17 protein-coding genes, 1 pseudogene and 1 other annotated feature are annotated in these 14863 nt (G+C 43.1%); of the genes and pseudogenes, 2 read left to right on the top strand and 16 right to left on the bottom strand.

Annotation, left to right across the window (positions count from 1 at the left end; translation table 11 throughout):
* Window positions 1-50: 50 nt before the first annotated feature.
* From QZ995_RS21395 to QZ995_RS21405, 3 genes are all read right to left on the bottom strand, one after another.
* Window positions 51-1865, bottom strand: coding sequence for a glycerophosphodiester phosphodiesterase (locus QZ995_RS21395; protein WP_301811555.1), 1815 nt, complete (start codon window positions 1863-1865; stop codon window positions 51-53).
* 262 nt (window positions 1866-2127) lie between these two features.
* The gene (locus tag QZ995_RS21400; protein WP_301811557.1) at window positions 2128-3120 is read right to left on the bottom strand and encodes a phosphotransferase; all 993 of its coding nucleotides are present in this window, start codon (window positions 3118-3120) and stop codon (window positions 2128-2130) included.
* A 15-nt stretch (window positions 3121-3135) separates the two neighbouring features.
* Window positions 3136-3639, bottom strand: a complete 504-nt coding sequence (locus tag QZ995_RS21405) for a hypothetical protein (RefSeq protein ID WP_301811670.1) — start codon at window positions 3637-3639, stop codon at window positions 3136-3138.
* A gap of 4 nt (window positions 3640-3643) precedes the next feature.
* Between QZ995_RS21405 and QZ995_RS21410 the strand changes: the two genes are divergently transcribed.
* A complete protein-coding gene (locus QZ995_RS21410; RefSeq protein WP_301811673.1) occupies window positions 3644-4534 on the top strand; it encodes a hypothetical protein in 891 nt (296 codons plus the stop codon).
* Window positions 4535-4617: 83 nt separating this feature from the next.
* On the opposite strand, the pseudogene safA reads toward QZ995_RS21410, so the two are convergent.
* The 7 genes and pseudogenes from safA to QZ995_RS21445 all read right to left on the bottom strand — a co-directional run.
* Window positions 4618-4773: pseudogene (gene safA / locus QZ995_RS21415) on the bottom strand (SafA/ExsA family spore coat assembly protein); the annotation flags it as partial.
* A gap of 122 nt (window positions 4774-4895) precedes the next feature.
* Window positions 4896-5777 carry a branched-chain-amino-acid transaminase gene (gene ilvE, locus QZ995_RS21420; protein WP_301811561.1) on the bottom strand — a complete coding sequence of 294 codons (882 nt, stop codon included), beginning with the start codon at window positions 5775-5777 and terminating at the stop codon, window positions 4896-4898.
* A gap of 59 nt (window positions 5778-5836) precedes the next feature.
* Entirely contained in the window at window positions 5837-6709 is an 873-nt protein-coding gene (gene pheA, locus QZ995_RS21425) for a prephenate dehydratase (RefSeq protein ID WP_301811564.1), read from the bottom strand.
* Window positions 6710-6745: 36 nt separating this feature from the next.
* Complete coding sequence (thrB, locus tag QZ995_RS21430; RefSeq protein WP_301811566.1) at window positions 6746-7684, bottom strand: homoserine kinase; 939 nt, start codon at window positions 7682-7684, stop codon at window positions 6746-6748.
* Between the two features lie 13 nt (window positions 7685-7697).
* Window positions 7698-8756, bottom strand: coding sequence for a threonine synthase (thrC, locus tag QZ995_RS21435; RefSeq protein ID WP_301811569.1), 1059 nt, complete (start codon window positions 8754-8756; stop codon window positions 7698-7700).
* The gene (locus QZ995_RS21440) at window positions 8749-10074 is read right to left on the bottom strand and encodes a homoserine dehydrogenase (RefSeq protein WP_301811571.1); all 1326 of its coding nucleotides are present in this window, start codon (window positions 10072-10074) and stop codon (window positions 8749-8751) included. Before QZ995_RS21440 ends, thrC begins: the two co-directional genes overlap by 8 nt.
* A gap of 28 nt (window positions 10075-10102) precedes the next feature.
* Complete coding sequence (locus tag QZ995_RS21445) at window positions 10103-10549, bottom strand: ACT domain-containing protein (RefSeq protein WP_064019245.1); 447 nt, start codon at window positions 10547-10549, stop codon at window positions 10103-10105.
* A 210-nt stretch (window positions 10550-10759) separates the two neighbouring features.
* Here QZ995_RS21445 and QZ995_RS21450 point away from each other — a divergent pair, with 210 nt between their 5' ends.
* The gene (locus QZ995_RS21450) at window positions 10760-10912 is read left to right on the top strand and encodes a hypothetical protein (RefSeq protein WP_003338374.1); all 153 of its coding nucleotides are present in this window, start codon (window positions 10760-10762) and stop codon (window positions 10910-10912) included.
* 67 nt (window positions 10913-10979) lie between these two features.
* Here the strand turns inward: QZ995_RS21450 and QZ995_RS21455 are convergent, their stop codons facing one another.
* From QZ995_RS21455 to rplU, 6 genes are all read right to left on the bottom strand, one after another.
* Window positions 10980-11735 (bottom strand): PilZ domain-containing protein, encoded by a 756-nt coding sequence (locus QZ995_RS21455; protein ID WP_301811581.1) that lies wholly within the window; start codon window positions 11733-11735, stop codon window positions 10980-10982.
* Window positions 11736-11768: 33 nt separating this feature from the next.
* The gene (gene obgE / locus QZ995_RS21460; protein ID WP_301811583.1) at window positions 11769-13046 is read right to left on the bottom strand and encodes a GTPase ObgE; all 1278 of its coding nucleotides are present in this window, start codon (window positions 13044-13046) and stop codon (window positions 11769-11771) included.
* A 15-nt stretch (window positions 13047-13061) separates the two neighbouring features.
* A complete protein-coding gene (locus QZ995_RS21465) occupies window positions 13062-13646 on the bottom strand; it encodes a Spo0B domain-containing protein (RefSeq protein ID WP_301811586.1) in 585 nt (194 codons plus the stop codon).
* 122 nt (window positions 13647-13768) lie between these two features.
* Window positions 13769-14062 carry a 50S ribosomal protein L27 gene (rpmA, locus tag QZ995_RS21470; protein WP_026315215.1) on the bottom strand — a complete coding sequence of 98 codons (294 nt, stop codon included), beginning with the start codon at window positions 14060-14062 and terminating at the stop codon, window positions 13769-13771.
* A 5-nt stretch (window positions 14063-14067) separates the two neighbouring features.
* On the bottom strand, window positions 14068-14424 hold the full coding sequence (locus tag QZ995_RS21475) for a ribosomal-processing cysteine protease Prp (RefSeq protein WP_301811589.1): 357 nt from the start codon (window positions 14422-14424) through the stop codon (window positions 14068-14070).
* Window positions 14424-14735 carry a 50S ribosomal protein L21 gene (rplU, locus tag QZ995_RS21480; RefSeq protein WP_003338381.1) on the bottom strand — a complete coding sequence of 104 codons (312 nt, stop codon included), beginning with the start codon at window positions 14733-14735 and terminating at the stop codon, window positions 14424-14426. The genes QZ995_RS21475 and rplU overlap by 1 nt, the downstream gene beginning before the upstream one ends.
* A gap of 11 nt (window positions 14736-14746) precedes the next feature.
* Window positions 14747-14829: a sequence feature (ribosomal protein L21 leader region), on the bottom strand.
* Window positions 14830-14863: the final 34 nt, after the last annotated feature.

Below are 14863 nucleotides of genomic sequence, written 5' to 3' on the forward strand. Positions count from 1 at the left end.
AAAGAGAAAGGAAATTCCTTTCTCTTTTTTTACTAAACCAAAACCGTCCCCTACTCGATACGAATAATTTTATCAAACATTGACTCCATCGCCTCAGTTGCCACTCGGAACGGTCCGTATTGTTTATGCTCTTGAGTAATCTGCCAAATTGCTTCATGAACATATTCAGGATAATCTGTAATTACCCCATCTACCCCCATTTTTAAGAAGGTGTAAATGGCATCATAGCTATTGGCAGTCCAGACATAAACAGCTTTATTTAACGATTTCGCTTCCTTCAATACAGACTTGTTCAGCATGTATTCTTCCATTACGAAAAAATCACCTGGCAAGTCTTTTAAGCCTGTTCGATTAGCAAATAATACAAAACCTACCTGTAAATTTGGATTTGCTTTCTTGACGTTGTGCACTACTGTATCATGCAGAGACTGGATAACGCATTCCGCTTCAAACCTATTTTCTTTTATGATACGCAGCAGGTCCGTGATAACCTCCTGTTCCTGCTCGTGCCCATGTAGTTTTACCTCAATATTTAATTTGATTTTGTTTTTCGCATATTTGATCACTTCATCTAATGTGCTAATCTTTCCAGTATATCTTCCTTGGTGCAATGTGATCTCTCTTAACTCCGCCAACGTCATGTCATAAACATGTTTCTCTACACCTGCAAGCCGAGATAAATTAATATCATGTATAACGACAAGCTGCTTGTCTTTCGTCTGTAGAATATCAATTTCGGCATAGTCAGCATGTGTATCAATGGCTCCTTGTATGGCTTCCAGAGTATTTTCTACCCCTTTTTCCGTCGCACCCCGATGTGCCATGGTTATTGGTTTATGCTCGAAAGCTGGAAACACATACAAAAAGTTAACGATAGCGATAATAATCACACTAATGATAGCCAGGTAGCTAATAAGTAATTTGTACTTATGTCTTTTTACAAATGTAGGATGTTTATCTGGGCAGACATGAGGATCATCCATTACGCGAATCTCTTCCTCACCAGCTTTACGAATATAAAACCAAGTCATAATAGACAGCATTAATGGTGTCAAAAAGATGGCAAAAATATAAATAAGATGTGTATACACTATCGCCCCTAAAGCAGCCAGATAACTGTTGCTTGTTGATGTAGAAAGTCGGTACAATAGTTCAGAAACCCCATCTACAGATAAAAACAATAAGAAAAGCCCTGCAATGGTAAAAAGAGCTACAATCACAATACGCCCTAGATTTCTTTTTACAATTTCCCCACTCTTTTTAGCCGCTCTCCAAAAGCTTTTTTCCTCAAGAACGATAATTGGTAAAGCAAACATCCAGCGAATGTTAATACAAAATACTATGAAAAGCACGCCGATGTACAAATAAACGCCATATTCCATTTTAAATAATTCGCCTGTAATAAAATTAGGGATAGCTAATGTCGGAAGTAAGGTGCTACTGACCCCCAGCTTCATTAGAGGACGCAGTAACAATAGATAGAGAGCAAAAACGGGCAACGAAAAAGTAAACAGGGCCTGTAATGGCGATAACGCTTTACGTAGCACAAAGCGTAAATGTACTTTCTGTTCCTTACCTGCGTAATAGATCAATAGGATTAACACGGCAAACTCGTAAAATATAATCAGAACAGAAAATATCATCAGTAACACACTGGCCAGAATTCCATACTCCGTGAGAAAAAAGTATAACAGATCCTCATTTGCTGCATAGGTATAGCCACTCTGTTGGATTAAGTTTTTCAAAACTACTGATAAGAATGGAATCACGATTATGATAGTAAATAGACGATACATAATTTCAAATAATAAGATATTCCAGAAAGAATACTTTAACGTTTTCCACGCATATTTAAATAAATTCATCCCGTTTTCTCCTTATAACTCACCATCTTTATCTTATATGATAAACCCTGTTGATTGGTCGATTCGTTACGAAATCACGTTTATAATTATAGGATAAAATTTATTTATAAGTAAAGTTTTACTAGAAATCACAACTGCTTTCATGAAAACTACGTGATTTTCTTACTGGGAAGGCTGTCTATTACACGTATAGAGCTAGTTTTCATAAATCCAGCGAGGTGCTTTTTTGAACAAAAAAGAGCGACCTGTTGTCGCTCCTTTATTAAAAATGGTCTTCTCGAAAGAACCTTCTACGTTCACGTTTTAATTTGCGTTCTAATTGCAATAAATGTGTAACGCTTTTTATTCGGTAGCCTGGCAGCTTATTATAGATACCTGTAATTTCACGCAAGGGATTATCTGGGTAACGGAGTAAATGATAAATCATTTGAATTTCATCATCAGATAAATGCTTAATCTTGTGATAAGATTCGATTACCTGATGATAAATACGTTTATCGTAATTATGCAAAAATAACATACGACTTGCTATCTGAACCAGGTCTACAATCTGCATATCAGGAGCTACAGTATCTAAATCAATTAAATAACAACTACCCGATTCCTTAATTAAAAAATTGTGACTAGCTACATCTCGATGAGCTAATGTCCCATAATAATGGGCCAGCTCCATTTGCTGATGAATTGGCATTTGATTAACTACCTGTAAGACTTCCTGCCCATCCCTCTTAATCTCTTTAGCCATGCTTTGAACCATGAACTCAAATCGATTTTGCGGACCGCGCGTAGCAATTCGTTTGGAGATTCGCTGAAATTGTTCCAGTCTTCTCTCCCATTTCTCTAAAAGAGGCGGCTTGCTAATTTCTATTTCTGACAAAAAAGGGAAAGTGGGAAAACCCTCTGCAGCTAGATGAAATCTTGCCAATGCAGTCACTGATTTTTTAATGTCCCCTACATTCGTATAAGTAGCATCTCTACCATTTATTTCCTTCATGACAGTGTAGAATCGGTCTCCAATCGGTTGCACTTTATGGCCATAGGAGTTCGCTACGTATTTCACGGTATTATAAAAACCTTGCTCTCGTAGTACGTCAGCTAAATGCGTAACCCATAAGGCCTTCTCTTCTTCCGCATACCCTTTGACAATCCATGCCCCTCGATCGGTGCGAACAGAAAAAACGCTTCGTTGCGGTTTCATCCCTACTATTTGACAGCTAAACGCTTTTTCTAACGCTGTTATAAAGTTGGCATCCATTTTTACTGTTTACCTTCAGCAAGACGTAAACGAGGATTCTTCATGGCCTTTATCCCATTTAGGCCACATCTCTGGACGAGGTACGTTAGGATTGGCAGGCATGTGTTGTGTATGATGTCCATACATATCTGAAGATGAATGTGGGTAGGGTTGAACATCCGGGCAATATTTAGACTGCGGATATGGCTGTGGCATTGGAGCTGCCGGGCAAACAGGTGGATAAGGATTGATCGGTTGATGGAACCCTGACTCTGAGTAAGGATAAGCTGTTTTATGTTTTGGAGTACAATCATCCTTCCCCCATTTATAGGTATTGGACGTACTACTTTCATGACATGAACTATCTGCTTCTCTTGGTCGATAATGTGGCTGTGCGCTCTGCTCCATCCAACTACTTGTGCTAGAAGGACTCGTACTTGTTGCGTGATCTGGAATATGTGGACTAGAAGTAGCGGAGGAATGTTCTGGATACCTTGGTCGATTATAAGGCGGGCAAGGTGCTACGGCTGGCGGATACATTGGAATGCATGTTGGCGGTGGACATATTGGCATCGGACACATAGGCGGATATGGCATGGGCTGTACAGGAAACGGTCTTTGCATTGGCGGCTGTAGAGGTGGAAATGGCTTTGGCCGCAATGGTGGACATGGTACTGGTACTGGTCTTGGTACTGGCCTTGGCGCTGGTTGCGGTACTGGTCTTGGCGCTGGTCTTGGTGCTGGCTGTGGTGCTGGTCTTGGTGCTGGCTGTGGTGCCGGCTGTGGTGCCGGCTGTGGTGCTGGTCTTGGTGCTGGCTGTGGTGCTGGCTGTGGTGCTGGCTGTGGTGCTGGTCTTGGTGCTGGCTGTGGTGCTGGTCTTGGTGCTGGCTGTGGTGCTGGTCTTGGTGCTGGCTGTGGTGCTGGCTGTGGTGCCGGCTGTGGTGCTGGTCTTGGTGCTGGCTGTGGTGCTGGCTGTGGTGCTGGCTGTGGTGCTGGTCTTGGTGTTGGCTGTGGTGCTGGTCTTGGTGCTGGCTGTGGTGCTGGTCTTGGTGTTGGCTGTGGTGCTGGCTGTGGTGCTGGTCTTGGTGCTGGTCTTGGCACCGGTATAGGTATTGGGATTGGAATATGTCGTTTGGGCATTTCTTTCAAAGGCGGAATCGCCCTTTTAGGCCTTTCCTTAGGCGGTGCCGGCATTACTGGCGGCTGTTCTTGTCTCGGTGGTGGAGATGGTACAGTCGGTGCAGGTGCAACGGGTGGTACAGGTGCAACGGGCGGTACAGGTGCAACGGGCGGTACAGGTGCAACGGGCGGTACAGGTGCAACGGGCGGTACAGGTGGCGGTATCATTTCTTCTGGCTGTGGTATAACTGGAGACTCCATCATCTCCGGTGATTCATATGCTGGAGGTATCGGCATCTCCTTGCTTGGCACCTGAGGCACAGGTCTTTCTTTCATCGGTCTTTCCATGTGCGGTCGCTGTTGCATTCCCGGTCTCCTGGACGTACCGGTTGGTATTTTCACCCTCATTCCAGGCATAATTTTATCCGGATTTTTTATTGTTGATTTGTTTAGATCCAATAGTTCCTGAAAGTCGACACCATATTTCTTGGCAATCTTCCACATGGTGTCCCCTTTTTGTACGATATGGATTTTCACTACTGCCTCTCCTCTCATACTTGAGTCCCTACCATGTTATGCGCCTCTAGGCGTTTTGCTCCTGTTCAATTTATCGCATAAAAAAACAGAGCCATAAATATTTACCGGCTCTGTTCTCTGTTATTTTTTATTCCTTTCCCTTATTCGTATACTTTTACACCATCTTCTTGGACATAACGGCGGAATTCTTCCAGCAATTGTTTTGTCACAGGACCTGGTTTTCCGTCACGAATTACTCGTGCATCCACTTCTGATACTGAGATTACCTCTGCTGCTGTCCCTGTCAGGAATACTTCATCAGCAATATAGACATCATGACGAGTAAAAGGCTCCTCTTTAACCACATAACCTAATTCTCTAGCGATATCCATAATTGCTTGACGTGTAATGCCATCCAACGCGCCTAAGTAAGTAGGAGGCGTATAAATGACACCTTTTTTAACAAGGAAAATATTATCGCCTGAGCCTTCAGTTACATAGCCTTCGCTATTTAGCATTAGCGCTTCGCTAACACCAGCCATGCTAGCTTCCATACGCACCATAACGTTGTTTAAATAGTTTAGAGATTTGATCTTTGGATTCAATGCATCTGGTTTGTTGCGACGTGTTGGAACTGTCACAATTTTTAATCCTGTCTCATATAATTCTTGCGGAAAGAGTCGAAGCTGTTCAACAATAATAACAATATTTGCCCGCTTACAGCTACGAGGATCAAGACCTAAATCCCCATCGCCACGCGAGATTACAAGTCGTATATAGGCATCACGCAGTTCATTTTTTCTAACGGTTTCGACTACTGCATCCATCATTTCTTCTATTTTCATCGGAATAACGAGCATGATGGATAGTGCGGATTCATATAAACGTTCGATATGCTCTTGCAGGCGGAATATATTACCATTATAAACACGAATTCCTTCAAAAATTCCATCGCCATACAAGAAGCCATGATCATAGACAGAAATTTTTGCATTTTCTTTTTCTACAAATTCACCGTTTAAGTAGATCAACTGCTGCGTCATGCTACTTCACCCTTTTTTCTAACGTTTTTGAATAGTATAAATCTATATGCAACATAGCGTCAATTCTTTTCACCTATACCCCTATAGGCGAACACTGGATAGCTACCCAGTACACGAACCTGACATCTCAATGCCTCTATCTCCGCAAAAGCGCCTGGCATCAACACTGTGTCCATGCCCTGTACGATATCCAGCACAAAATAATAGCTACCCAGACCTTTTTTCGTAGGTCGCGATTCGATGCGGGACAAATTCAATTTGCGCCAAGCGAACGCTGCCAATACCTGATACAGTGCACCTGAATAATCCTCGGGTAACGTGACCAAAATGGTTGTTTTATGATGATCAGATACCGGTAAATCCAACTGACTTTTTCCCACCAGCACAAATCTCGTAAAATTGTTAGCATAGTCCTGAATGCTTTCCTGAGCGAGAAAAAGCGGGTATATCTCTGTATTCAATCTCGTTCCAATAGCAGCCCATGGTCGGTCTGGTTGTTCACTTACAAGTTTTGCTGCTGATGCTGTACTGTTGGTATATTCAATCTCTACATGCGGTAAGTATTTTTGTAGGAACAAGCGACACTGGGCAATTGCATGCGAATGAGAGCAGACCTTTGTAATCTGCTGTAATAAAAGAGGCTTTGGCCTAGCTGCCAGTAATAGGTGCTGTGTGATTGGTAGAGCTAATTCTGCTAAAATAGGCAGTTTCTCCCCATGTATTAAGCCATCCATCGTTAAATTAACCGTTCCTTCAATTGAATTCTCAATGGGTACCACACCAAAATCGGCCTGATTCGTACTAACTGCTTCCAGCACATCGAGAATACTTACATATGGCTTAGTTGTAAGCTCCTCTTGAATAGGCAATTGACGTACTGCCTCCTCTGTAAATGTGCCAGAAGGTCCTAAAAAAGCTAGTGTTCTCCCCATTATACTTCATGCTCCCATCTGATGTTTTTCTATGCATTATGCTGTATATACAGGGCTTGTGTCAATAATTGCCCCATTATCATCAGGAAGGAGCACCATAGTAGAATAGCTTAATTGATTTTTCTGCATAACTTGTTCAATAAATTGTAACAATCTCTGCTCCGCTTGATCATTTTCGAAAAAGCAAAGAATAGTTGGCCCTGCTCCTGACAAGGCTGCCCCTAAGGCGCCGTAATCCTGCGCTTTTTCCACAATCTCGGATAGGCCTGGAACCAAAGCTGTACGATAAGGCTGATGCAGACGATCCTGCATCGCAGTAGCCAATAAATCTAACCGGTCTTGAGCAAATGCAGCAACCAATAAGCTTGCACGTGAAATATTATAAACCGCATCTTCACGGGAATATTGCTCAGGCAATGCTTTCCTCGCTTGATGAGTAGGCAATTCAAAATCAGGGATGACTACCAGTGTCTTCAATCGCTCAGGAACCGAAAATTTAGCATAAGGAACTTGCTCGGCTTCATTATCTGGTAATGCTGAAATAATTAGACCACCAAATTGTGATGCTCCTACATTATCTGGATGTCCCTCCCAACGGCTGGCAAACGTAAAGAGCTGTCCGTCTGTAAACGGCTTACCTGCAAGGATATTTGCTGCTAGTAGGGCACCTACAACTGCCGCCGCACTACTGCCAAGCCCTCGAGTCAAAGGGACTTTTGTCTCTACCTCAATCGATAATTCAGGTACAGGAAGCGAGGCCTTCTCAAATAAGAAGGCCGCCACTTCGTAAAGTAGATTAGTTTTATCTTGAGGCAAGCTAGCAAGCTCTGGTCCCATTAGTCGAATCTCAGTTTGCTCGGCGATGCTCATGGTTATGGTTGTATAAAGCTGGAAAGCAAGACCGATTGTATCAAAACCAGCACCCAGATTGGCTGTGCTAGCTGGTACTCTCACTGTTACTTTCTGTATAGACATGCTGACACCTACTTTACTTTTTGATCAGTCCCATGACATCTTCTCTTGTTGCAGGTACTTTCACGGGTTCGTTGGCAATGGTCTTAATTGCGATGCTCGGATCTTTTAAACCGTGACCAGTCAAAACGCATACGATGCGAGCTCCTTGTGCCAGCTGTCCCATCCGGCGTAATTTAATAATACCTGCAAAGGATGCTGCAGAGGCAGGCTCACAGAAGATGCCCTCTTTTTTAGCTAATAGCTGGTACGCTTCTAAAATCTCCTCGTCTGTGACACTTTCTATGCGACCATTTGATTCCTGCAATGCCTGTAATGCTCCATCTTTGCTGGCAGGATTCCCGATACGAATCGCTGTTGCAATTGTTTCAGGCTTATCTACTGGATGCCCTAAGACCAGCGGGGCTGCTCCTGCTGCTTGAAATCCATACATTTTTGGGAGGGAGGTAATCTTACCTGCACGTTTATATTCTGTAAAGCCCTTCCAATAAGCTGTGATATTACCTGCATTTCCAACTGGAATTGCTAAAATATCAGGAGCTTCTCCTATACGATCACATATCTCAAAGGATGCTGTTTTTTGCCCTTCAATTCTATATGGATTTACCGAATTAACTAAAGTAATGGGCTCTTCTTTTGTAATTTGTTGGACAATGCGCAATGCTTCATCAAAATTACCGTTGATTGAAATGACTTCTGCTCCGTAAGCAATTGCTTGGGCCAATTTACCCAAGGCAATGTTTCCGTCTGGAATTAATACGATACAATGCAGTCCTGCACGCGCTGCATAAGCGGCAGCGGCAGCAGATGTATTACCTGTTGAAGCACACATAATGGTATTGCTTCCCTCTTCTACTGCTTTGGCAACCGCCATCACCATGCCTCGGTCTTTAAAGGAGCCGGTCGGATTTAACCCCTCGTATTTAAAGTGGAGCTCTACTCCCCACTCTTCAGATAAGCGAGCTGCATGGACCAATGGGGTATTTCCCTCATGCAGGGTCAAAAGAGGCGTATTTTCTGATACGGGCAAAAATTCTTTATACTGTGCGATAATGCCTAGTCTATCCCTACTCATTATGAACAGCACCTGCTTCCTTATCTGTACCCTCCACCTGATAGTAGCTCTTAATTTCGCTAATGACATCCATGCCCTCTAGCGTTTTTAGTACGGATGCCACATTATATTTGGAGGAAGTATGTGTAACCATTACAATTTCGGATTGACCGCTATCCTGATACGGCTGTTGGATAACCTGATCCAAACTAACATCCTTCTCTGCTAAAAGATTTGTAATTTGAGCAAGTACGCCGCGCTTATCTGCAACGATCAGCCGAATGAAGTATTTCGAGAATTTTTTATCATCAGTTTTTAGTTTTTTCTCTTTGTATGGGGCCACTGTTCCACGTCCATTTACACCTAATTTCATATTTTTTACTACGCTAATCAAATCAGAAACCACTGCTGTAGCTGTTGGCATCTCACCAGCTCCAGGTCCATAAAACATCGTTTCTCCCACCGCTTCCCCATGAACATACACCGCATTAAACACGCCATTCACAGAAGCTAACGGGTGAGACTTATGAACCATTGTAGGCTGTACGCTTACTTCGATCTCATCGTCATCGCGGCGTGCAATCCCAAGCAGCTTTACTTCGTAGCCTAATTTTTTCCCGTAAGCAATATCCTCCTTGCTGACCTTGCTAATGCCTCTTACCTGCACATCTTCCAAATTCATCGGAACACGGAAGCCAAGTGTAGAGAGAATTGCCATCTTTCTAGCGGCATCGAAGCCTTCAACATCGGCAGTCGGATCAGACTCTGCATATCCAAGCGCTTGAGCTTCAGCCAGTACTTCCTGATACTCAGCCCCTTCCTTGCTCATTTTAGTCATAATATAGTTAGTCGTACCATTTACAATCCCCATCATTTTAGTGATTCTGTCCGAGGAAAAACCTTCTACCAAAGCGCGAAGTATCGGGATTCCCCCAGCAACACTCGCTTCATAAAAAACATCGCATTTTTTTTCTTGGGCTTTATGCAATAGCTCTGCACCATGCAACGCCATTAAATCCTTATTTGCCGTGACTACATTTTTCCCTTTCGCAAGAGCCTTCAGCAGATAATCTTTTGTAGGATGTATGCCGCCAATTACCTCGACAATGACATCGATATCCGGGTCTTCTAATAGATCATCCGCGTTAGTGGTGATTTTCTCCTGATCAATCACGATACTCCGGGCTTTTTCTTTGTCCTGTACCAGAATCTTGTGAATCTCAATGCTCAGACCCGTTTGGTTAAACAGGTCCTCCTGATGAGCATCCACAATTCGAACTACACCTGTTCCTACCGTTCCAAGTCCCATCAAACCTACTTTTACCTGCTTTTTCTCCATGCTTACGCCTCCTTGGTTGTCCTCGTTATTAGCCTCTGCCCACGATTACTGCCTTGCGTACCCCTTGTAGCTTTTCAAGCAAATCTAAAAACTCCGTCGTTGGCATATGCAGCTGTGCCATATCTACAGACATTGCTACATTGGCAATCCCTTGTAACGGAATGGTTTGATTGATTGTTAGGACATTCCCACCTTTTTCTGCTACAAATTGCAATACCCTTGATAAAATTCCCGAACGATGCTCCAATGTAAGACTCACGGTCATAATCTTTTCACTCATCATGGCGTTGAAAGGGAAAATCGCATCTTTATATTTATAGAAAGCACTGCGACTCAGCCCAACCCGCTCGACCGCTTCATTCACCGTGTCAATTTCGCCTGATTCTAACAATTTTTTTACTTCAATCGTCTTCGCGATCGATTCTGGGAGGATGTCCGCTCGAATTAAATAGAATTTTTCATCTCGTTTACTCATGTGTCCTCCTGAAAAGTACATGTGTTTTCTTATAAAGGACATTATACGCTGACTCTGATACTATGACAACCCCAAAAAGCGGATTACATGAAAGCAACTATCGACGTACACACTAGGCTGTGACAGTAAAACCGGAAAATACCCTGTACTGTCCATGTTTCTCCAATCAAAAAAAATGTACCATCTACTCTAATTAAGGAGGTGTAACGAATGGGTGGACGTGGAAAATCTGATAAATCACAAAGACGTAACCACAATGGTGTTGGAAAACCGGGATCGTTGGATCAATTCGGGAAAAAATTAGATGAGAAACGCATGGCTGTTTCTCCAAATTATCAGATAGACAACGAGCGCGGGGGCTGATTGGCGCTCACACAGCAAAATAAAAAGGCACCTCGTTATGGTAAAACGAGGTGCCTTTTATTAAGATTTAAGATAACATCGTCTTGTGGTAGGCGATTAGCTCAGCATGCTGAGCAGGATCGACATCTGTGATCGAGAGCGTAACAATTGTGATATTATTATCAAACCGTTTTTCAATTACTTTCGTCATGGCTACTACTTCCGTTTTCGTACGCGGAATGACAAACGAGAGATTAACAAAATCCCCCTTTGCCAAATAACCATCTGTCCCTACATGAAGCTCCGTTTCCGAAAAGCTAAGGAGCACTCCCTCTCCCAGCTCTTCATTCGGTTTAGCTCCCATTCGCTTGTAAGGAACATTAATAATAAAGTCAGGCTTCACTAATTGTTGAGCTTGATTTTCTCGATTACCAGACTGGTTATTCGTGAGAGCGGATGCATCTTGCTTGCTTCCCTTTAATTTTGCTAGGATAGCTTGGCGAGCAGCATCATGAGAGCTTACAACAGAGGAAGAGGTTTGTCCTTTCTGCTGCTTCGATCCCTCAGCTACTGATTCTGTGCGTACAGGGAGTAGCCCCATAATCACAACCGGCCATGCGATCTTCTCTGTATATACCTCGTAGGCTCGATACTCCTGACCTTCATTGAAACGCACATGAAGAATACAACCCAAAAAAGAAGGATTCGCCTGATCTAAAATGCAAGAGAGCAGTAAATAATCTCCCTTCTGATACTCTATCATAGCATCCTTTAGAGCAACGGATTCATTTTCACGTGATACATGTACAATGGTTCCGCGTACAAGCTGTTTGTCTTCCCCCATAGTCCCCATCTCACACTCACTTTTAACGAAAGTTTACTCTTGGAACTCAAATTCAAATTTACCAATCTGAACGGTATCTCCGTCTTTCGCACCACGCTCACGAAGGGCCTGATCAATTCCCATTGTGCGCATTAAACGTGCAAAACGTTGAATGGAGTCATAGCTGTTCAAGTTAGTCATCTTCGTTAATTTTTCAAGCTTCTCACCACTCACCACAAATACGTCATTCTCTCTTGTAATGACAAATGGCATTTCTTCTGGCTCTGCTTTAAACACAACTCTTTCTTCTACTTCTGCCACTTCCTCTACTTCGAAACGTTCCGGGATCGTCTCGAGTAAATCACTAATAGCATACATGAGTTCTTGTACACCCTGACGAGTGGCGCCAGAAATCGGATATATTTTCGCATCTGGACATTTTTCACGGAAAGCCTGTAAATGCGCTTCTGCATCTGGCAAATCCATTTTATTAGCCACAATAATTTGTGGTCTGTCTTCCATGCGGGCATTGTAATGTTTAAGTTCTTCGTTAATTTGAAGATAATCCTCGTATGGATCACGTCCCTCAGTCGCAGCCATATCGATCACATGTACAATCAGCCTTGTACGCTCAACATGACGTAAAAACTGATGACCAAGCCCAACGCCTTCATGAGCACCTTCAATAAGGCCTGGCAAATCAGCCATTACAAAGCTTTTTTCACCTACGTCTACTACACCTAGATTTGGAGCGATTGTTGTGAAATGATACGCAGCAATCTTAGGCTTTGCTGCTGTAACGGAAGCTAGAAGAGTTGATTTTCCTACACTTGGATAACCAACTAAGCCTACATCCGCAATCAGCTTTAATTCCATACGAATATAGCGTTCTTGACCTGGTTCACCGTTCTCCGCAATTTCGGGAGCCGGATTGGAAGCAGTGGCAAAACGAATATTACCTCGTCCACCGCGGCCACCTTTTGCAATAATTGCACGCTGACCATGTTCAATAAGATCAGCAATCACTTCTTGTGTATCATCATCGTACACGGTAGTACCTGGAGGAACACGAACGATCATATCTTCTGCTCCAGCACCGTGCATTCCTTTCGTTCTTCCGTGTTCACCGCGTTTTGCTTTAAAATGTCGTTGGTAACGGAAATCAATAAGCGTACGCAACCCTTCGTCCACGACGAAAACAACGTTCGCTCCCTTACCACCATCTCCACCCGCAGGACCTCCGAGTGCTACATACTTTTCACGACGGAATGAAACTGCTCCATTACCGCCGTCTCCACCTTTTACATAAACTTTTACTTGATCAACAAACACGAAATTGCCACCTCTCTACATTTTGCAAGGAAAGCTCATTTCAGCAATCCAGCCTGTATCGGTATGTATTTGTTCACTTACGAGCTTGGCCATACCCTTGTGATCATGAATAAGCTTTTCCACTTCCCCTGCAACTAATGCAGAGACCTGACCTTCCAAGTCAAAGTTGGCAAATACTTCATTATCCGAGTGAAACAACGTCACCGCTAAGTGAGGATGCTCCACTTGTTCTGTATGCAAGTGATGCTGTAATAGACCGATGCAAGTTGAAATCAAATAAAAAAAGCTATCGCTTTGCATCTCTAGCTTGGTCACATCTACCTGTGTTTTAACCTCTACTTCTACTATTATGTCTCGATTTAACGCATTAAACGTCAAAAAGAAAGCAGACAAACGCGAACAGTTTATGCGAGCAATCATACTTTCACGGTGAGCTTCCTCGGTCACTTTTTGCAGGTAAGCCTCCCCATCTTGGTAGCGTCCCAGCTTCAAATAAGCATGGATAACCTGAAGATGATTGAGCCAATCATGACGATCCTGGTTTAAAATTCTCAATAACGTGTCCGCATGATCCGTTATAAACTTTTGTTCGTCCTTCATGTTTTCCCACCTGTCACTATATGGATTCCATCTTTTATTTTAACATAAGTACGAGTAGAGTAAAGGATCGTGAGTAAAAAGAAAAACCCAGCGATTGGCTGGGTTTTAGCTTCTTGTCGTTATTACGCTTCAGCAACAACTGGTTCGATCACAACTTGCTTGCGATCGCGTCCCAGACGTTTGAAACGAACGATTCCGTCAGCTTTCGCGAACAAAGTATCGTCGCCGCCGATGCCTACGTTAGCACCTGGATAAATTTTTGTTCCGCGTTGGCGAACAAGAATGTTACCAGCTTTTACGAATTGGCCGTCGCCACGCTTTGTACCAAGGCGCTTAGCGATGGAGTCACGACCGTTCTTTGTAGAACCTACCCCTTTTTTGGATGCGAAGAATTGCAGGTCCATAGTGAATAGCATGTTCATCATGAGTGAGCACCCCCTTGCCATTTTGAATCTTGTACAGAAATATATGTTCCGTAGTTTTGGGAAATAGCCAGTAGAGCAACCACTGTGCTTTCCGCTAGTAGTTGGTGCTTCTCTTCAAGTACCGGATCATCCAAAGATGAAAGCCGCCACTTTAAAAATCCGCCCTCTTCTGTGTTCATTTCCACATCCGGCTTCAAACCGAGCAAAAGATGTACCGCATTCAGGTTGCCTAATATAATAGCCGATACAGCCGAACAAACAATGTCCTCTCCGTATTTGCCAGCATTAGCATGACCTGTCATAGCAATCTCTGCAATGCCCGTCTGGGATCGAATTACCTCGACCTTAACCATTACGCGTTGATCTTTTCGATAACAACTTTAGAGAATGGTTGACGGTGACCTTGCTTACGACGGTAGTTTTTCTTTGCTTTGTACTTGTACACGATAACTTTCTCACCTTTACCGTGCTTTTCAACTTTCGCTGTTACAGTTGCACCAGCTACAGTTGGAGTACCCGCAGTTACTTTACCGTCTTTGCTTACGAACAATACTTGATCAAAAGTAACTGTTTCACCTTCGGAAGCAGCTAGCTTTTCGATGAAAAGAGTAGCACCCTCTTCAACTTTGTATTGTTTACCACCCGTTACGATAATTGCGTACATTCTATTGCACCTCCTATACTCAGACTCGCCTCATGCAGGTGTGGTTTTTTAAAACCATCTTGCTAAAACCTGATTCGCGCGGTTACAGTATGCTCAAGGTACAAGCATAGCTGCATAACAATCAGAGA

Source organism: Brevibacillus laterosporus (genome assembly GCF_030489605.1).
Taxonomy (GTDB): Bacteria; Bacillota; Bacilli; order Brevibacillales; family Brevibacillaceae; genus Brevibacillus_B; species Brevibacillus_B laterosporus_E.